Source organism: Microbulbifer elongatus, assembly GCF_020524885.1.
Taxonomy (GTDB): domain Bacteria; phylum Pseudomonadota; class Gammaproteobacteria; order Pseudomonadales; family Cellvibrionaceae; genus Microbulbifer; species Microbulbifer elongatus_A.
The window spans coordinates 151,349-166,905 of sequence record NZ_JAIVKJ010000003.1 but is presented as its reverse complement, the minus strand read 5'-3'; the positions used below and the strand labels follow the sequence as shown (position 1 = coordinate 166,905).

The window sequence follows — 15,557 nt, the reverse complement described above, 5'->3', positions numbered from 1 at the left end:
CGCTCCGTTTACCGCCAATCCAGTGCGCGAATATCGGTTACCGATTCCAGCTCGGAATTCGATCGGTCCGTGATCAGCATATGCCCGGGGGCGTGAGTAATGCAGAAATCCAGATTGGCATTGCGTAATGCCTCGATGGCGGTCACCCCACACGCCCAAAAGGCAAGTATTTCATCTGGATAAGTGGCGACGGCCTCACCATATTCAGGTGTAGTTATGTCTGTAATACCCAGTACGTTGGGATCGCCCGCGTAAACCGGCGCGCCATGCACCAGTGGGTAGCACCCGGATATGTCACAGGCTATCTCTAACGCCTCCCCCAAAAAAGGGCGCATGCTTACAACCAGATTGCCATGAAAGCGACCGGCGGGCTCACAGGCCCTTTGTGTCTTGTACATGGGTACGTTTCGGCCTTCGACAATATTGCGCACCTCAAGACCGGCGCCGATCAACGCCTCTTCAAAGGAGAACGAACAGCCGAGTGCGAAGGTCACCAGATCATCCCGCCAGACATCGCAGATATCGGTTACCTCCTGTGCTTCGTCCCCGGCACGATGTATGAGGTATCGGGGCACATCGGTACGGATGTCAATCCCCTCGCCTAGTGCCGGCAACAAGTACTGGCCGGGATCGGCGCGGTACAATAATGCACAGGCGCGATTGTTGCGTGCACAAAACTCCGCAAACTCTTCAGCGTGCTGCGCTGGCACCATCGCAATATTGGCCTGTACGTAACCTGCGGCCAGCCCCGAAGTGGGCCCACAAAATCGACCAGCACGAATTTCCGATCGAATCACCCGCGAACACTGCTTGATCATGCATTCACGACCTGTAAATTCAGCGGCCGATTGTCCGCATCGATAAACATGCCCCGCTCCGATTCTATTCCAAGACCAAACTGCAGCAGGCGGCCGTCGGCATACGGATGTCCGACCAGTTGCACACCGGTGGGTACGCCGTTATCCGCTAAACCGCTGGGTAATGAAAGCACCGGGCAGCGACTCAAGGTATTGAATGGATAGGTCATAAACCATCCCTTCACTGGATCCACCTCTACCCCGTCAACCTCCAGTGAATCACGGCTGTAATCAAAATCTGCGGGCACCCGGGTGCTGCAAACCGTGGGACACAGCAGAAAATCGTAAGCCTGGAAAACCTCCTCCAGTGACTGCCACATGTGTTGCGCATAATCATTGGCCTCCAGAATGCGCTGTGGTGAGGCTGCCGAGGATAAAGAAAAGTAGTGCTTCACATAGCTGGTCAATTGATCGCGATATTCGGCGTGATCGTACTTTTCGCGCAGCATATGCCCCATTTGTGCGCCCTGGTGAATCTGGGCCGTGCGGATACACCGTGCATCCCAGTCAAGAGAAACCAGTTCCACCTCCGCGCCCATATCGCGAAGCGACTGCGCGTAAGCAAGCGTGTTACGACGCACATCGTCATCCAGTGGGAAAAAGCCCAGATCCAGCGACAATCCGATTTTCACTCCGCGCAAACACATGGGTATGGATGCCACAGTCTCCTTTGCCATCTGCGACATAAGGTCAACCGGGTGGGGGCCCGAAATCAGGTTGTACAGCAACACCATGTCGCGCACGCTGCGCGTCAGCATGCCGTGGTGCACGTAGGGATCAACGTTATAAGGAGGAATTTCGGGGATACGCCCGTGCGAGGCCTTCAGGCCGACCAACCCGCACTGGGAGGCAGGGATTCGCACCGAACCGCCCATATCCGTGCCATTGGCGATTGTGCAAAGGCCCGCGGCCAATGCAGCGGCAGAACCGCCCGAGGAGCCGCCCGGCGTGATATCGGTATTCCAGGGATTACGTGTCACACCCCACAGGTCTGACCAGGTGTAGGAGGCAACGGAGAACTCTGGCGTGGTAGTACGGGCATGGAAAATAGATCCCGCGGCCAGAAGACGCTCGGGCACAGGGTCGGTAACGTCCGCCACATTGTTCTTCAGCAAGCGCGATCCGTTGGTCGTCACCTCGCCGCGGATATAGGTTTCATCCTTGATCGCGGTAATCACACCTTCCAGAGGGCGCGCCACATTGCGCATGTATGCCTGCTCTGCTTCGCGGGCCTGCTGCTGGGCACGCTCGAACATGCATTGGGTAAACGGATTTATCTCACCACCGATTTGCTCGTAGCGCTCAATGTGTGCCTGCAGTACTTGCACCGGGGAAATCTCCCGGCTCTTATAGCGCTGGAGCACCTCACAGGCATCGAGATAACACAAATCCATTTCCATGGCGCACCTGTTATTTTTCTAACTTCGATACCCGCAAGTGTGAAGATTTATGCGATAACCATTAAATGACTAACCAAAGGTAAAACCGATAGAAGCGCCGAGGCATTTATCAGTCTCAGCCTTCCTCGTTGGTCGACGCGTTGCGCGCGTGTAGCTTGATCGGCGCCGTGACCGTCACCGGCAATTGTCCGGCGACTTCATCCGGGCTGATCAGCGCATTGGCGAGCGCAAGGTAAATTAGGCCTTCCAGTTTTTGATCGGGACCGATATAGGCCTTGTAATCGAAACTTGCCAGGTGGACGTCAGCCAGCGTCTCGAACAGTGAAGCCTCATAGGGAGACCGCATACTGATAAACACCGTCTTGGCACCGCGCGCATTGGCGGCCTGCAGCAACTGGCGGTAAATATCGTAAAGCGCATCCTGGTCGGTAATCTGCGCCTGTATTTTGGGCAGGTCTTCCATGCCGCCGAGCTCCACCGCACTTTCCGCCGGGACAATGCTCGCCACTATCACTGTGTCCGCAGCAGAATCAGTGACTTCAACCGAAGCCTGTTGCGGCACTAATACAGTAACCTCCACTTCACTTACCTGTGCCAGTGCAATACGGAAGGCCTCACCAACCGCCTGATTTGGCGTTACTACCTGGACATGCCTGGTTTCGGCGTCGATTACCGGCAGTGCCGATGGCTGCGGAGCATAAATATTGGTGAGTGCCGCATTAGCCAGCGCAGCCGCCAAGGTGCGATGCTCCGGCTTCGCCAGCACCGCTTTCGCAGTGCGCAATGCCTCACCCTCTTCCAACTGCCCCCACGCCTCATCGATGTAACGCTGCTTCAGGCTTTTTACTCGCGCCACTGACGTATCCAGCTCATCGAGCGACAGCTCCCCAACCTCCACCGCGACAACAACCCGATCAATCAGACTACCGAGTTGGCCCAGGTCTTCCGGATAACGAATCTTGATAGGCATCAGTGCAATATCCGCGCCGGCAGCGAAGGTCTTCACCACTGCCTCCTCAGGCGTAAAGTAATCGCTGATACCGGCCATATTCAGGGAGTCCGTAACAATCACCCCCTCATACCCCATCTCTTCTCGCAGGATGCCAGAGAGAATCCTGTGCGAAAGCGTAGCTGGGGCGAGCATCTGCTCACCGGAGCTGGAGGTCAACATGGTGGTATCCAGGGACGGATACTGGATGTGCGCGGTCATGGTCAGTGCTGGCTGAGCGTTCTGAATCACCTGCCGGAAGGGCAACAGGTCAATTGCCTGGGCCTGCTCCAGTGATCGCTCCACTCTCGGCAGCCCGGTGTGGCTATCCACACTGGTATCCCCGTGTCCGGGAAAATGTTTGACGGTCGCGGCGACGCCTCGACGCTGGAACGCGGCGACACTCGCGGACCCGAGATCCGCCACTACCTCGGGTGTCTCACTGTAAGAGCGGACGTTAATAACCGGGTTCTCCGGATTGCTATTTACATCCAGCGTCGGCGCAAAGTTCACATTGAAACCGAGCGCCTGCAACTGCTCCGCCATCACCTCGGCGGTGGCACTGGCGAAGCGATCGCCCTCCCGTGCATAGGTAGCGCCAATCGCCATATTCCCGGCAAACGCAGCAGCCTCGTCCCGCGGCAACCGGTTTACACGGCCACCCTCCTGGTCAATACCAATCAACAGTGGCAATCCACTGCGCGACTGTGCCGCTGCGCCCTGCAATGCGCGGTTAAGCTTTACGATTTGCGCGCTGTGCTCGAGGTTGTCGGCAAACAGGATAATGCCACCTAGGTCGGTGTCGCGGATCATGGCGGCCAATTCCGGAGCGAGCTCCGTAACCGGCTGATCACAGTGTCGATTACCCTCTTTCCCCGCCGCTGGTCGCTGTTGATCCGGGCAGAAATAGCGGATATCCAGCATCAACTTTTGCGCTACCTTCTGCCGCAAATCCAGTGGATCACGCGCGGCGGATTCCGCCGATGGGCCCGAATCACTACACGAGGCAACAACAGAGGCGAGTGTCACCACGGAACAAAGCTTTACGGCCCGGGACAGAGAGCGTCTTAGCAGCATAATAAATAACCAATCATTGTTTTTAGCGCCCATAGGAATAATTTATTCTTCACATTTGGCGACGCAGTGCAATAGAAAATTCGCAAAAATAAAAAAGGGGGCACAAGTGCCCCCAAGATTCCACAAGATGACGATCAAGTTAGAGGTCGTACGAGAGGCTCAAGCCAATTGTGCGCGGGGTAGTAGTGAACATACGGCGACCCAGTGCCGTATCTCGTTGAGTCGACACCAAGGGATCATTATTCAACAAGTTATCAACCCAAAGTCCCGCGGAGAAATTATCAAACTGAATCCCTGCATTCATATTGAACAAAGAGTAGGACGACCTGGCCCACGCAGTTATTGGGGTGACTACCACCTCATCGCTGCCCTCTTCAACGACATACTCAGTATCGCCGCGATCGATATTAGTAGCACCCACATACCGGCCACGAAGAGAAGCCCACACCGGGTAGCCCGCCAACTCACCACTAAAGTTCACACCCAAATTATGCTTCCATTTAGGTGATCCACCTAGAAGATCTCCATCGGTCCAAGTGCGGCAAGCATAGTCGGTTGGCTCGCTTCCCTCTGTATAGAGACAATGCGTAGAGGTTTCACTAAAACGACCTTCGGTAGTCGCAGTTGCATAGGTGATAGACCAGTTATCATTTAGATAGTAGCGTGAGGACAGTTCCCAACCTTCGGTCATGGCATCCGGGCCATTCTCGGTACCATTGATCGGGAAACCAAACTCAACTGCTTGGGAGCGTGGAACCTGAGGATCATTCCAATGAATCTGATAAATATTCGTCTGCAAGTAGAGCTGACGATCAAAGAAGTACCCTTTTAATCCAAGTTCATAGTTATCGATTGAGTCCGGCTCAAATGAAAGCGATTGGTCGGCGATTTCGTAATCGCCGTAATCTCGGAAATTGTTACGCCCACCACGACGGAACCCCTGAGAGAAAGTGGCATACGCAAGTACATCTTCAGAAACATCGTAAGATGCGTTTAACTTGAAAAAGGACTTGCCATCCTCTCCACCCTTAGACTTGAGATCCTGATCAGGAAGAGCACCAGTATAATCCAGGATTACCGCGTTTCGCTCATCTTCATAGTTAAAGTAACGAATGCCGGCAGTGAGCATAAGCTTGTCTGTAACCTGATAGCCAAACTCACCAAACAAAGCCTCTTCGGTGTAGGTGTTAGTGTAATCTTCTTCGTAGCCCATATCGGAAAAGCGACCAACCGTTTTCCAACCGAGAACCTCGTCAATCGTCGGAACAAATTCGATGAAGGAAACTTTAGACTTCTGCTCGGTAGCATAGACACCAACAATCCACTCGTAGCTATCGTTTGGAGCTGACACCAATCGAGTCTCGTGACTTAAGCCAGAATAGGTATTGTCAAAGGTAATGTAAGCAGATTTATCGGTATCATACTCATCAAAACCTGCCCACCAGTAATAAGCATATCCCTGACTCGCATAGTCTGCCTGGCCGACACTACTATCTTCAAACTTTGATGTGCTTGACGTCAGGGTAGCGAAGCCCATATCCAAATTGAGATCAATAACATCCAGCGAAAAATCCTTATCAGCAAACTCTTCATACGGCGAAATCAGCGTGCGGTCATTCACAGCATAGGGAGTGGAAAATGAGGGAGTGTAGCAATCGACCGTATCATCATCGCAATCCCACTCGGGATAAGCCACCGAGATTGGCTGACGGTTGGCACCTCGGGTTCCATGCGCCAACTGATCTTGCATCATATGCGTGTACTGGATATCAAACGTATCACTGGGCGCCCACAGTGCGGAAACCTTGCCAGTGGTCACTTCCTGCCAGTTATCATCTTTATATAAATTCTGGCCTGTGTTGGGGTTGCCCACATAAGCCAGATCACCAGTTCGCCAGGGAGGGTTGGAGATGCGGTCAATCCAGCCGGCTTCATCTAAGTATGCAGCTGAAGCGCGAACCGCAAAGGTGTCACTCAGTGGAACGTTGACGACGAAGTCTGTATCAGAGCTAATACCACCGCCGTCAACTTGATAAGCAGCAGTATTTAGTTTGAATTCGGTTTCTTCCAAATTGGGATCGTTAGTGATGTAGCGTACGGTGCCCCCAAGGCTCCCTGCACCATAGAGCGTCCCCTGTGGCCCAAGCAGCGTTTCTACCCGCGCAATATCTTTAATCCGAAAACCCAGCTTTGGCAGGGGCGTTTCATCGATATAGTAGGCCAGCGTAGTTTTGATGAACTGCTCCAGGTTATTTGCGCTAGAGGAAGAAACGTTCAAGCCTCGAACGGTCACGGAATCAGCAAAGCGCGCACCGCTGTCCGGCGCACTAAGCTCAACACTTTCCTGGATCAGACGTTTTACATCGGTAATATTTTGCTGGCGCAGAGCTTCGCCAGAGACTGCAGTGATATTGATCGGAATATCTTTAGCTGAGGATTCGCGCTTTGTGGCGGTGACGATGACCTCTTCATAGCGCGCGTCCCGCTCAGCGCATGCCTCAGAAATGACTCCCTTCTGTACTTCTTCACTACACTTTACACTCATACCGTCTGCGGCAAATGCCAAAGACACCGGAAATGCAGAGGCCGCAATAACCAGACTCAGATGTGATTTATTGAATGGCAACATACCCTAGATCCTTATTATTTAATGAAGACTTTGTTCGTGGGCGCGCGAACTCATCCACCCTGCAATCAGGATCTCTTTAGCCGGCAAGAATTGGAAAATATCAACCATCGGTGATATCGATAGTTAAAGGGAATATAAAATCAATTGGCGGATAAAACATCGCCAGACGCCCAAATGCCCTTCGCGCGTGCATTTTCTACACTCCTCGCCCAAGGCCGCCCCAACCTGGTGCGCAAGACATCCAGAATAAGTCGAGCCTCTAGCAGATGCTACGCAGATAAAATCGGGATAATCTGCGAAAACGCGCCCCAGAAAGCACAAAATCCAATTCTTCAGCAATGTAGAATGAGTGCTCGCCAACACCCCACTGGTTAAATCCGGCCAAACAACTGGTTAGTAAAAGACGACAAAGCGAAACTGATCCGGCACTGCTTTACAGGAAAGTGCGCTCTGCTAAAGTCCCATTCATAGGTTACACCGATAGAAGGTATTACCGGAACAGAGGCTATGACGAGTTAATGTTCGTCACTGTACACATGGGTAGAAGTGGCGCTTGGAGCGCCCCCACATCACGCCTGGTGACAAACTGTGACATACAGGCGCACCCACCCTTTTAGCCCCGGCTATACCATGTCAGAACAATAATGAGTAAAACCTTCAGGGTAAGTTATGGAATCGCGCTTTTTTATTGCCCCGGAACAGTTGGAAGCTTTTGAGGCAGCTGCGCGCAGCGGCTCATTTTCTGCCGCTGCGCGGTCATTAGGCAAAGCCCAATCCACCATTTCCGGGCTGATCAGCAACCTGGAAATTGACACGGGTTTGACACTGTTTGACCGCTCTGGCCGCGAGCCCAAGCTGACAGCAAAGGGGCGTTCACTGTTGCATGATGTACGCTCATTGCTCAATTCCTATTCGCGCTTTGAAGCCAAAAGCCGCAGTCTCAATGCCGGACTGGAAGAGTCCCTCACTATCGCGGTAGATGAATCCGCCATCGAGCTCAAGTCGCTTACCCGGAGCCTGGAATCCTTTTATGCAGAATTTGGCACCGTAGCCGTGTCGTTACTGCATGCTTCAGGCGATAGCGCGGCGACGCTTGTCCGGGAAGGCAAGGCGGATATTGGAATCGTACTGAGCCAGAGCGACTATCCAGAGGATTTTGATTTTCGCGGTGTTGGTAACTGTTCCTTTGTGATGGTCGCGGGCAAGGACCATCCACTAACGACACTGAACGCGGTCAGTATCCAGGACCTGCACAACCATTTGCACCTGCGCGTCAGCGCAAGCAGCGACCCGGCATCCATGCCCGAGAATGATCTCAGTGATCGCATCTGGTACCTCGAAAGCTACTCGCTATTTATGACCATGATTACCGCCGGATTGGGCTGGGCATTTGCACCGCTGCATATTGCCCGCCCGTATATCGATAACGGTACGATCACAGTGCTGAATACAGATTTTCAATTGACCCCCTACCCCTACTGCACCGACCTAATCTGGTCCCGCAGAAAAACCCTGGGGCCTGCGGGGCAGAAGTTGATCGATGAAGTTTCCAAAGTCCTTTCCGGAGAGAAAGCCACCCGTGAGCCCGCCTAGCGGGCTCAGGCTATTTACTGTATCCGGTATCGGAATCAGGCAATCAATTGCCTTGCACTGGGCAGTAGTCCCTCTTTGCGCAGATCGTGATAAGTATGTTCGATTGCCGCGCCCAGCTTCTCCACCACAAAATCCACTTCATCGCGACACATGGTAAGTGGAGGGGACATGACATTCAGGTGAACGATCGGACGTACTATCAGTCCATTCTGCTCCGCGCGATCCGAGATCCATTTGCCAATGTTCAGTTCTTCCGGCAGTAGCTGCCTGGTCGACTTGTCCGCGACATTCTCCACGCACATCATGAATCGCTTGCCACGCACGTCGCCTACCAAGGGTAAATCGCGCAGGGTTTGCAAGCGCTGCTCAAAGTAAGCCCCCACTTCAACGACCCGTTCAAGCAGGTTCTCCCGCTCGATGATCTCGATATTCTTGAGAGCCGCCGCGCAAGCGACTGGATGTCCGGAATAGGTATAACCGCTGGCAAAGTAGCGATCGGCGTCGCCGGTGGAAATGACCTCGTAGATTCGGTCAGAAAACAAGGTCGCACCCAAAGGCTGGTAACCAGAGGTGAGTCCTTTGGCACAGGTGATGATGTCGGGCTGTACGTCGAACAACTCTTTTGAGGCGAACCAGTGCCCCACTCGCCCAAACGCGGTGACCACCTCATCGGCCACAAACAAAATGTCGTTATCCTGGCACAGCTCCCAGATGCGGCGGTTGTAGCCCTCCGGAGGAACAATCACTCCCCCGGAGCCAAGAATGGGCTCGGCAAAAAACGCCGCAATCTTGTCAGCTCCCAGCTCGGCTATCTTCTGCTTGCACTCCTCTACCAGGAAGTCACAGAACGCCTGCTCGTCCATTCCTTTTGGCGCGCGGTATGAATTTGGGCAGCCCAGGTGATGAATGGAATCCTGGATATAGTCAAACTCAGGAATCTTGTCGCCGGACTTTCCCGTAATTGACATGGCCGCATAGGTGCTACCGTGATAGCCGCCCTTGCGCGCCAGGATGTGTTTCTTTTGTGGCTTGCCACGGCAGTTCTGATAGAAGTGCACCAGGCGGAAGGCGGTGTCGATTGCGGTGGAGCCACCGCAACTGTAGAACACGCGATTGATGTCTCCAGGTGCCAGCTCCGCCAGTTTCTTTGCCAGCTGAGCGGCAGGCACGTTGGAGATATCTACGAAGGGATTGGCATAGGCCATCTCGCGAACCTGCTCGGCAATGGCCTCCGCCATTTCCTCACGGCCGAGGCCGATATTGGTACACCAAAGACCTCCCACCGCATCAAAGTAGGATTTGCCCTGCTCATCCCACACCCGCGCACCCTTGGCGCGGGCCATCATCAAAGACCCCTCCTCCTGAAAAGAATCAAAGTGGGTCCAGGGGTGCATCCAGTGGCGCTTGTCCGCCCGCCAGTTTTTGCTGCTCATCGCTTAGCTCAATCTCAACCAATTTGGAGGGCCGCCGCAAATTGGCGGTAGTTGAGTACAGTCTAAAGAGCACAGCGTTTAAGAACAGTTTGCAACTATCGTCAGCGCCGATAGTTGTGATTTGCAGTCACCGGTTACAGGCTCGGCAGCTTCCATTGCGCTTTGAGTACATGGTATTGCGCCGTGGGTAGGGCGACATACACTGGTTGATGCTCGGCGTTGAGCCATGCGAGCAACGCGTCCATCTGTGGTTCCGCCATGGCCGTACATCCTGCGGTGGGACTGCCAGGTGCCTTCCACAGATGCACGAAGATACAACTACCTGCTTTCGGCACATTAGCCGGGTTGTGCGCGACAAAGATGCCTTTCTTGTACTGCTGATCACCGTAGTGGATATCCCGGCGCATTCCTTCCGAAGAGCCCTCCACGGCCTTGTCTCCGACAATGTCTGCATCCACCGTCTGGTTGTACAGCGGCGATGCGGGTACATCGATGCAGTAGTGCGATGCGCGCATGGGTTGGTAATTTAGTCCGGTCTTCAAGGTATCCGGATAGCCAAATGCATCCGACAAACTGAAAATACCCGCCGGCGCCTTACCATCGCCCTCGCGTTTTTGCGGATCAGACTGGCTAACTACAGAGTTGGGATGTAGCCCGATGCCCCAGGCAAGGCCGGTGCGCCCCAAGTTGACCGAAACCGGCTCAAATACAGGAATCCAAACACCCTCACGGCGAGTATATGTATATAGCTTTCCGGTGGTCGCGCCCCAGTCATCGGTGACCGTCAACAGCAACTGGGCGCTACCTTGTGGTATCTGGGCTGAAGCGCCCACCATCCACAGTGTCGCGAGCAAAAACAACGATAACTGTTTAGCCACAGTATCCCTCCTATTCAGAGTGCGATTAACATTGTCTGTTTAACAAACCCATAACTTCCCAGCAGGCGCCAAGTGTGTGGTAGTCACACTTGCCACCGGCAATGCTTTTTTCATCGGAGTACTTAAGGTTGTTCCTGTCCAGCAGCCGATACCAGGCGCCATGGGTATGATCGACAAAATGCGCCCAGCTATACGCCCAGATTTTGTCATACCACTGCCAGTACTGTCCCTCGCCCGTGGCCTCGGCAAGCAGGGCTGCAGCGGCGAACGATTCTGCCTGCACCCAGAAATATTTGTCGTCATCACAGATAACTCCGTCAGGCGAGTGCCCGTACACGATACCGCCAAGCTCGCTGTCCCAACAGACTTCCAGCGCGCGGTCGAAAAGGCCACGCGCGCGCTCGATCATCCACTCCTCCGGGCGCGCCTGGTACAGTAATAAAAGTAGTTTGGCCCATTCGGTCTGGTGGCCGGGCTGGAAACCCCAGGGACGATACAGGTTCTTAGGATCGTCTCGGTTGTAGTTCCAGTCAATCTCCAGATCCTTGGTGTAGTGCTCCCAGATCAACCCGTCTGCCTTGTCCGCCAGAGTAACGGCTACGGTCTGCGCCAGGGTATAGGCACGGTCGAGGAACACAGGATCTTCGGTCGCTGCGTATGCCGCCAACAGCGCTTCACAGCAATGCATATTCGCATTCTGGCCACGGTAGTTGGAGACGGCCCGCCAATCCGGTGTCGCTTCGTCCGCATAGAGTGCCGATTGAGGTTTCCAGAAGTTTTCGTTGAGCAAACCCCAGGTTGCGTACAAATGTGAGCGCGCGTCACCAATACCCGTTTCGACGCAAGTGGCAAATGCCAGTATCACGAACCCCAGGCCGTAGCAGTGATTGGTCTGATCTACTGGCTGGTTATCCTGCAAGACCCAGTTGTAACCGCGGCGCCCGGCGTCCCAGTGATGATTCAGCAGGTATTCAAGGCCAGCTTCTGCCAGCGCCTTGTACTCCACTTGCTCAGACTCACTGCTGGCATTTTGAAAAGCCTTACAGTAGTTGAAGATCATCCGGGTGGTGCTTACCAGATGTTTGTGACCAGGATTGAAAACACTGCCATCATCACGGTAGTTCTGGTGCAAACCGCCGAGCTCGAAGTCCCTCACATTGGGACGGTAGAATGCGAGGATGCTGTCGACGTGTTGCTGTAAAAATTTTGGGTCGCGGAAATCGGTCATTGTTGACTCCCCGGTAACCTTTCCTAGTTGGTAGATTAAGTGGCAGCGGCACTCACCAACTGCCCCCGCAACATTCATTGTGTCTTTTTGAGAAATACGCTGAGGCTTTCCTGCGTTGGCAATGCCACAAAGGCACCTCGGTGGGACACCGCGTGGGCACCGCAGGCGCAGGCAAACTCCAGTGCGCGTTCATGAGCACCGGAATCCAGCCACTGCGCAAGCGAATCCGGAGTTACGCCTGCCGCCGCCATTTGATAAAGGAAACCACCGATAAACCCATCGCCACCGGCGGTGGTATCCACGGCGCGCACGGCCGGTGGGCGCACGCCTCCCCAGGTGGATCTCGTTGCCCACTGCACAGGCTGATCCCCATCGGTAACCAGCACTAGCTGTGGGCGCTTTCGCAATTGGCGGGCGATGAACCCACCCGTTTCTGCGTTTTCATCAGCGGCCAAGTACTCCAGCTCCTCGATGCTGAGCTTGACGATGTCGGCCTCGGCAACAACCTGGTTCACCCGCTCTCGATTTGCTTCACCAGCCGGCCACAGGTTATGCCGCAGGTTCACATCAAAGCTCACCAGCCAGCCGGCCTTCTGTGCCTGGACGATAGCCGTCGCGGTCGTATCAGCGATGGCTTCTTCTGTCAGGCTGTTAGAACAGATATGGAGAATGCCGGGACCATTGAATAGCAGGGAGTCAAAATGGTCGGCACGAAACAACAGGTCAGCCGCTGGTGGCCGATAGAATTCAAAACTTCGCTCGCCGCAGTCATCAAGAGAGACAAAGGCGAGCGCCGTTTTTGCTTCGGATGTAAAGCGCACATAGTCGGTTTTTACCCCCTCTTCGACCAGTGCATTATTGAGAAAGTGACCAAAAGCATCCTCCCCTAACATACCAGCGAAGTGCGCATCACCGCCGAGCTTGGCTACTGCAACCGCCGCATTGGCCGGTGCCCCTCCGGCAAACTTGGTAAATTGCTCGGGACCATCCGCTGCGCTTACTCCGGAAACCCGGTTGGACAGCATGTCTACCAGCGCTTCACCAAAACAGACGACTTTCACGTTTCTTCCCTCTTATACTTTGGGATATGGGCCGCGACACAGCTCGCGATATCAAATCTTATTATTTTGAGCTTTAGCAATTACAGGTCCTCAGGAAATCTCACCGGATACTGTAAGTAGGAGGTACGAATCACGTCCCGGTAGTTTTCCAGCCCCTCGTAGAAGAAGAATACTTCACCCAGTAATCCCGCCTCGCGATTGGCCGCCAACATGCCCTCCATCATTTTCTGTGATGGCATGGTGTCGCCGACCTTGATCAGTACGCCCGGCGCAAACCCCATGCGCTGTGAAGCGGGCACGTAGGCTAGCGTATCGCGCAGCGTCTGCCGGTAACTATCGAGTTGATGGCGATATACCTGAGGGATGAGCAAGTCTACCGATCCCTGTTCAACCCACTGCGGCCAGTCTTGCAGATACTGTTCTCGAGACCAGGGAAAAACAGATGGCGAGAAAGACACAATAACATTTGGTTTCACCGCCTTAACTGCCTTATACAGATCTTCCGCATACTCAGTGAGTCTGTTGGCACGCCACTGAATCCACGGGGCATCTTTACTGTCTGAAGGAGCAACACGTCCAGTTTCCGAGTGGTAGGCCGCTACAACAGCAGGGTTGTAGCCGCCTTCGGATGGCAATGCCGGTAAGCGGTCGTCCCCCTGCACGCCATCGATCTCGTAGTTGCGCACCACTTCGATAACCAGGGAAGTCATGAATGCCTGCACCTCGGGATCCAGTGCATTCAGCCATTCAAAGCCATTCTTGGAAACCAACCCGCCGTTTACATCCAGAGACGCCCACTCGGGCTTACGCTTCACCAGGTCACGACCCTGTGCGCCATGAGAGGCGGCAAAGCCGAACTCAAACCAGGCGAACACCTTGATATTCCGCTGGTGCGCCGCGTCGATCAGTTCCTGCAGCGGGTCTCGCCCGTTCTGCTCGGGATCCAGCGCTGGCTCCATGGCCACGCCAGTAAACTCACGCATAACCTGCGATGGATACAGGGTGTGGCCCTTGTTCCAGGTAACCACAAAAATACTATTGATACCCAGTTCCGCACAAAGCTCTACCGCGCGCTCGATTCCCTCTCGGGTGTAAAGTGCATCGCTGGCCACGTTCGTTAACCACACCCCACGGACGGCCTGTGGCAGCCTGCCACGCGCCTCACTTGCGGACTCTTTTAGGGGAGATACATTCGGAAGCGGCGCCTGTGCTGCACAAAATGAGGAGCAAGTGAGCCAAAAAAACAGTATCCATCGCAGCTTCAACGTTTTCATGTTATGCGACTTCCTTGACCTTACCGGATTTTAATGGCGATACGGTGATGCCATTCCCGTCAAACAGGTAAACATCTTCCGAAGAAAATTTCAGTCCCACTATGTCACCGATGCGTGGCAAAGAGAGTGCCTGCGTCTGGACGCACACATCTTGCCCGGCCAGCGTGCAGTAGACGAAGCTTACGGAACCCAGTTGCTCGACGCCGCGCACCTCTGCGTTTAGTGGCCCCTGATCATCCAGCGCCAAATGCTCCGGGCGCAGCCCCAAAGTGATGACATCTTCCGTTGAAGAGAGGCCGCCACGAATAGGAGCTTCTACCTCTGTGTCTCCCAGCAGCAATACCACCCTATCTTCAGTGCGCCGGTTAAGTGTCGCGGACAGAAAGTTCATTTTCGGTGAACCGATAAAACCCGCCACAAACTGATTAACCGGATTGGCGTATAGCGCCATTGGAGCCCCTACCTGTTCGATACGGCCATCACGCAGCACAACGATACGGTCTGCCAGGGTCATGGCTTCGGTCTGATCGTGGGTAACGTAAATCATGGTGGCACCGAGCCGACGATGCAGATCAGCGATTTCGGTGCGCATTTTCACCCGCAATTCCGCATCGAGGTTGGAAAGCGGCTCATCGAACAGGAAAACATCAGGATCCTGCACAAGGGCACGACCTATCGCCACACGCTGGCACTGGCCGCCGGACAGAGCGCCGGGCTTGCGCTTGAGATAGGGCTGCAGTTGCAATACTTCACTGGCGCGAGCAACTTTCTGGAGAATCTCCTGCTTGGGAACACCGCGCATGCGCATGCCGAAACTTAGGTTTTGCTCTGCAGTCATGTGTGGATAAAGCGCATACGACTGGAACACCATTGCCACCTGGCGCTGGCTGGGCGCCAGTCCAGTCACGTCACGGCCACCAATATGCACCTGCCCTTCGCTCACCGATTCCAGGCCGGCAATCATTCGCAGCAGGGTCGATTTCCCACAGCCCGATGGCCCGACAAACACCACAAACTCTCCCGGCTGTACCTGCAAATCCACACCATGAATCGTCTGGGTACTGCCGAATCGCTTTTTGACGGCGGTCAGTTGTAAGTCTGCCATGGGCAACCTCTGAAATACGTTTCGTTATTTTTTC

Annotated in this window: 11 protein-coding genes; 1 reads left to right on the top strand and 10 read right to left on the bottom strand. The window is 54.2% G+C overall.

The annotated features are described in order from the left end of the window. Window positions 1-8: 8 nt before the first annotated feature. The 4 genes from LC059_RS12755 to LC059_RS12740 all read right to left on the bottom strand — a co-directional run bounded on the left by LC059_RS12755 (window position 9) and on the right by LC059_RS12740 (window position 6,951). On the bottom strand, window positions 9-818 hold the full coding sequence (locus LC059_RS12755; protein WP_226704253.1) for a putative hydro-lyase: 810 nt from the start codon (window positions 816-818) through the stop codon (window positions 9-11). Next, entirely contained in the window at window positions 815-2,257 is a 1,443-nt protein-coding gene (locus tag LC059_RS12750) for an amidase (RefSeq protein ID WP_226704252.1), read from the bottom strand. Before LC059_RS12750 ends, LC059_RS12755 begins: the two co-directional genes overlap by 4 nt. A gap of 115 nt (window positions 2,258-2,372) precedes the next feature. Beyond that, complete coding sequence (locus LC059_RS12745; RefSeq protein WP_226704251.1) at window positions 2,373-4,322, bottom strand: glycoside hydrolase family 3 N-terminal domain-containing protein; 1,950 nt, start codon at window positions 4,320-4,322, stop codon at window positions 2,373-2,375. Window positions 4,323-4,461: 139 nt separating this feature from the next. Further along, window positions 4,462-6,951, bottom strand: a complete 2,490-nt coding sequence (locus tag LC059_RS12740; RefSeq protein WP_226704250.1) for a TonB-dependent receptor — start codon at window positions 6,949-6,951, stop codon at window positions 4,462-4,464. Window positions 6,952-7,620: 669 nt separating this feature from the next. Here LC059_RS12740 and LC059_RS12735 point away from each other — a divergent pair. Next, window positions 7,621-8,544: a LysR family transcriptional regulator gene (locus LC059_RS12735; RefSeq protein WP_226704249.1), complete on the top strand. Its 924-nt coding sequence runs from the start codon at window positions 7,621-7,623 to the stop codon at window positions 8,542-8,544. A 35-nt stretch (window positions 8,545-8,579) separates the two neighbouring features. Here the strand turns inward: LC059_RS12735 and LC059_RS12730 are convergent, their stop codons facing one another. From LC059_RS12730 to LC059_RS12705, 6 genes are all read right to left on the bottom strand, one after another. Continuing rightward, window positions 8,580-9,977, bottom strand: a complete 1,398-nt coding sequence (locus tag LC059_RS12730; protein ID WP_226704248.1) for an aminotransferase — start codon at window positions 9,975-9,977, stop codon at window positions 8,580-8,582. A 134-nt stretch (window positions 9,978-10,111) separates the two neighbouring features. Further along, a complete protein-coding gene (locus LC059_RS12725) occupies window positions 10,112-10,855 on the bottom strand; it encodes a L,D-transpeptidase family protein (protein ID WP_226704247.1) in 744 nt (247 codons plus the stop codon). A gap of 25 nt (window positions 10,856-10,880) precedes the next feature. Then, window positions 10,881-12,083: an AGE family epimerase/isomerase gene (locus LC059_RS12720; RefSeq protein ID WP_226704246.1), complete on the bottom strand. Its 1,203-nt coding sequence runs from the start codon at window positions 12,081-12,083 to the stop codon at window positions 10,881-10,883. Between the two features lie 74 nt (window positions 12,084-12,157). Further along, on the bottom strand, window positions 12,158-13,144 hold the full coding sequence (locus tag LC059_RS12715) for a carbohydrate kinase family protein (protein ID WP_226704245.1): 987 nt from the start codon (window positions 13,142-13,144) through the stop codon (window positions 12,158-12,160). Window positions 13,145-13,224: 80 nt separating this feature from the next. Beyond that, the gene (locus LC059_RS12710) at window positions 13,225-14,418 is read right to left on the bottom strand and encodes a glycoside hydrolase family 10 protein (protein ID WP_226704244.1); all 1,194 of its coding nucleotides are present in this window, start codon (window positions 14,416-14,418) and stop codon (window positions 13,225-13,227) included. 1 nt (window position 14,419) lies between these two features. Continuing rightward, the gene (locus tag LC059_RS12705) at window positions 14,420-15,523 is read right to left on the bottom strand and encodes an ABC transporter ATP-binding protein (protein WP_226704243.1); all 1,104 of its coding nucleotides are present in this window, start codon (window positions 15,521-15,523) and stop codon (window positions 14,420-14,422) included. Window positions 15,524-15,557 lie beyond the last annotated feature (34 nt).

Excerpts from the sequence above, each read along its gene's own strand:
- LC059_RS12750 (WP_226704252.1), bottom strand. The coding sequence starts at position 2,257 with ATGGAAATGGATTTGTGTTATCTCGATGCCTGTGAGGTGCTCCAGCGC.
- LC059_RS12705 (WP_226704243.1), bottom strand. The coding sequence starts at position 15,523 with ATGGCAGACTTACAACTGACCGCCGTCAAAAAGCGATTCGGCAGTACC.
- LC059_RS12755 (WP_226704253.1), bottom strand. The coding sequence starts at position 818 with ATGATCAAGCAGTGTTCGCGGGTGATTCGATCGGAAATTCGTGCTGGT.
- LC059_RS12710 (WP_226704244.1), bottom strand. The coding sequence starts at position 14,418 with ATGAAAACGTTGAAGCTGCGATGGATACTGTTTTTTTGGCTCACTTGC.
- LC059_RS12735 (WP_226704249.1), top strand. The coding sequence starts at position 7,621 with ATGGAATCGCGCTTTTTTATTGCCCCGGAACAGTTGGAAGCTTTTGAG.
- LC059_RS12740 (WP_226704250.1), bottom strand. The coding sequence starts at position 6,951 with ATGTTGCCATTCAATAAATCACATCTGAGTCTGGTTATTGCGGCCTCT.
- LC059_RS12730 (WP_226704248.1), bottom strand. The coding sequence starts at position 9,977 with ATGAGCAGCAAAAACTGGCGGGCGGACAAGCGCCACTGGATGCACCCC.
- LC059_RS12745 (WP_226704251.1), bottom strand. The coding sequence starts at position 4,322 with ATGCTGCTAAGACGCTCTCTGTCCCGGGCCGTAAAGCTTTGTTCCGTG.
- LC059_RS12720 (WP_226704246.1), bottom strand. The coding sequence starts at position 12,083 with ATGACCGATTTCCGCGACCCAAAATTTTTACAGCAACACGTCGACAGC.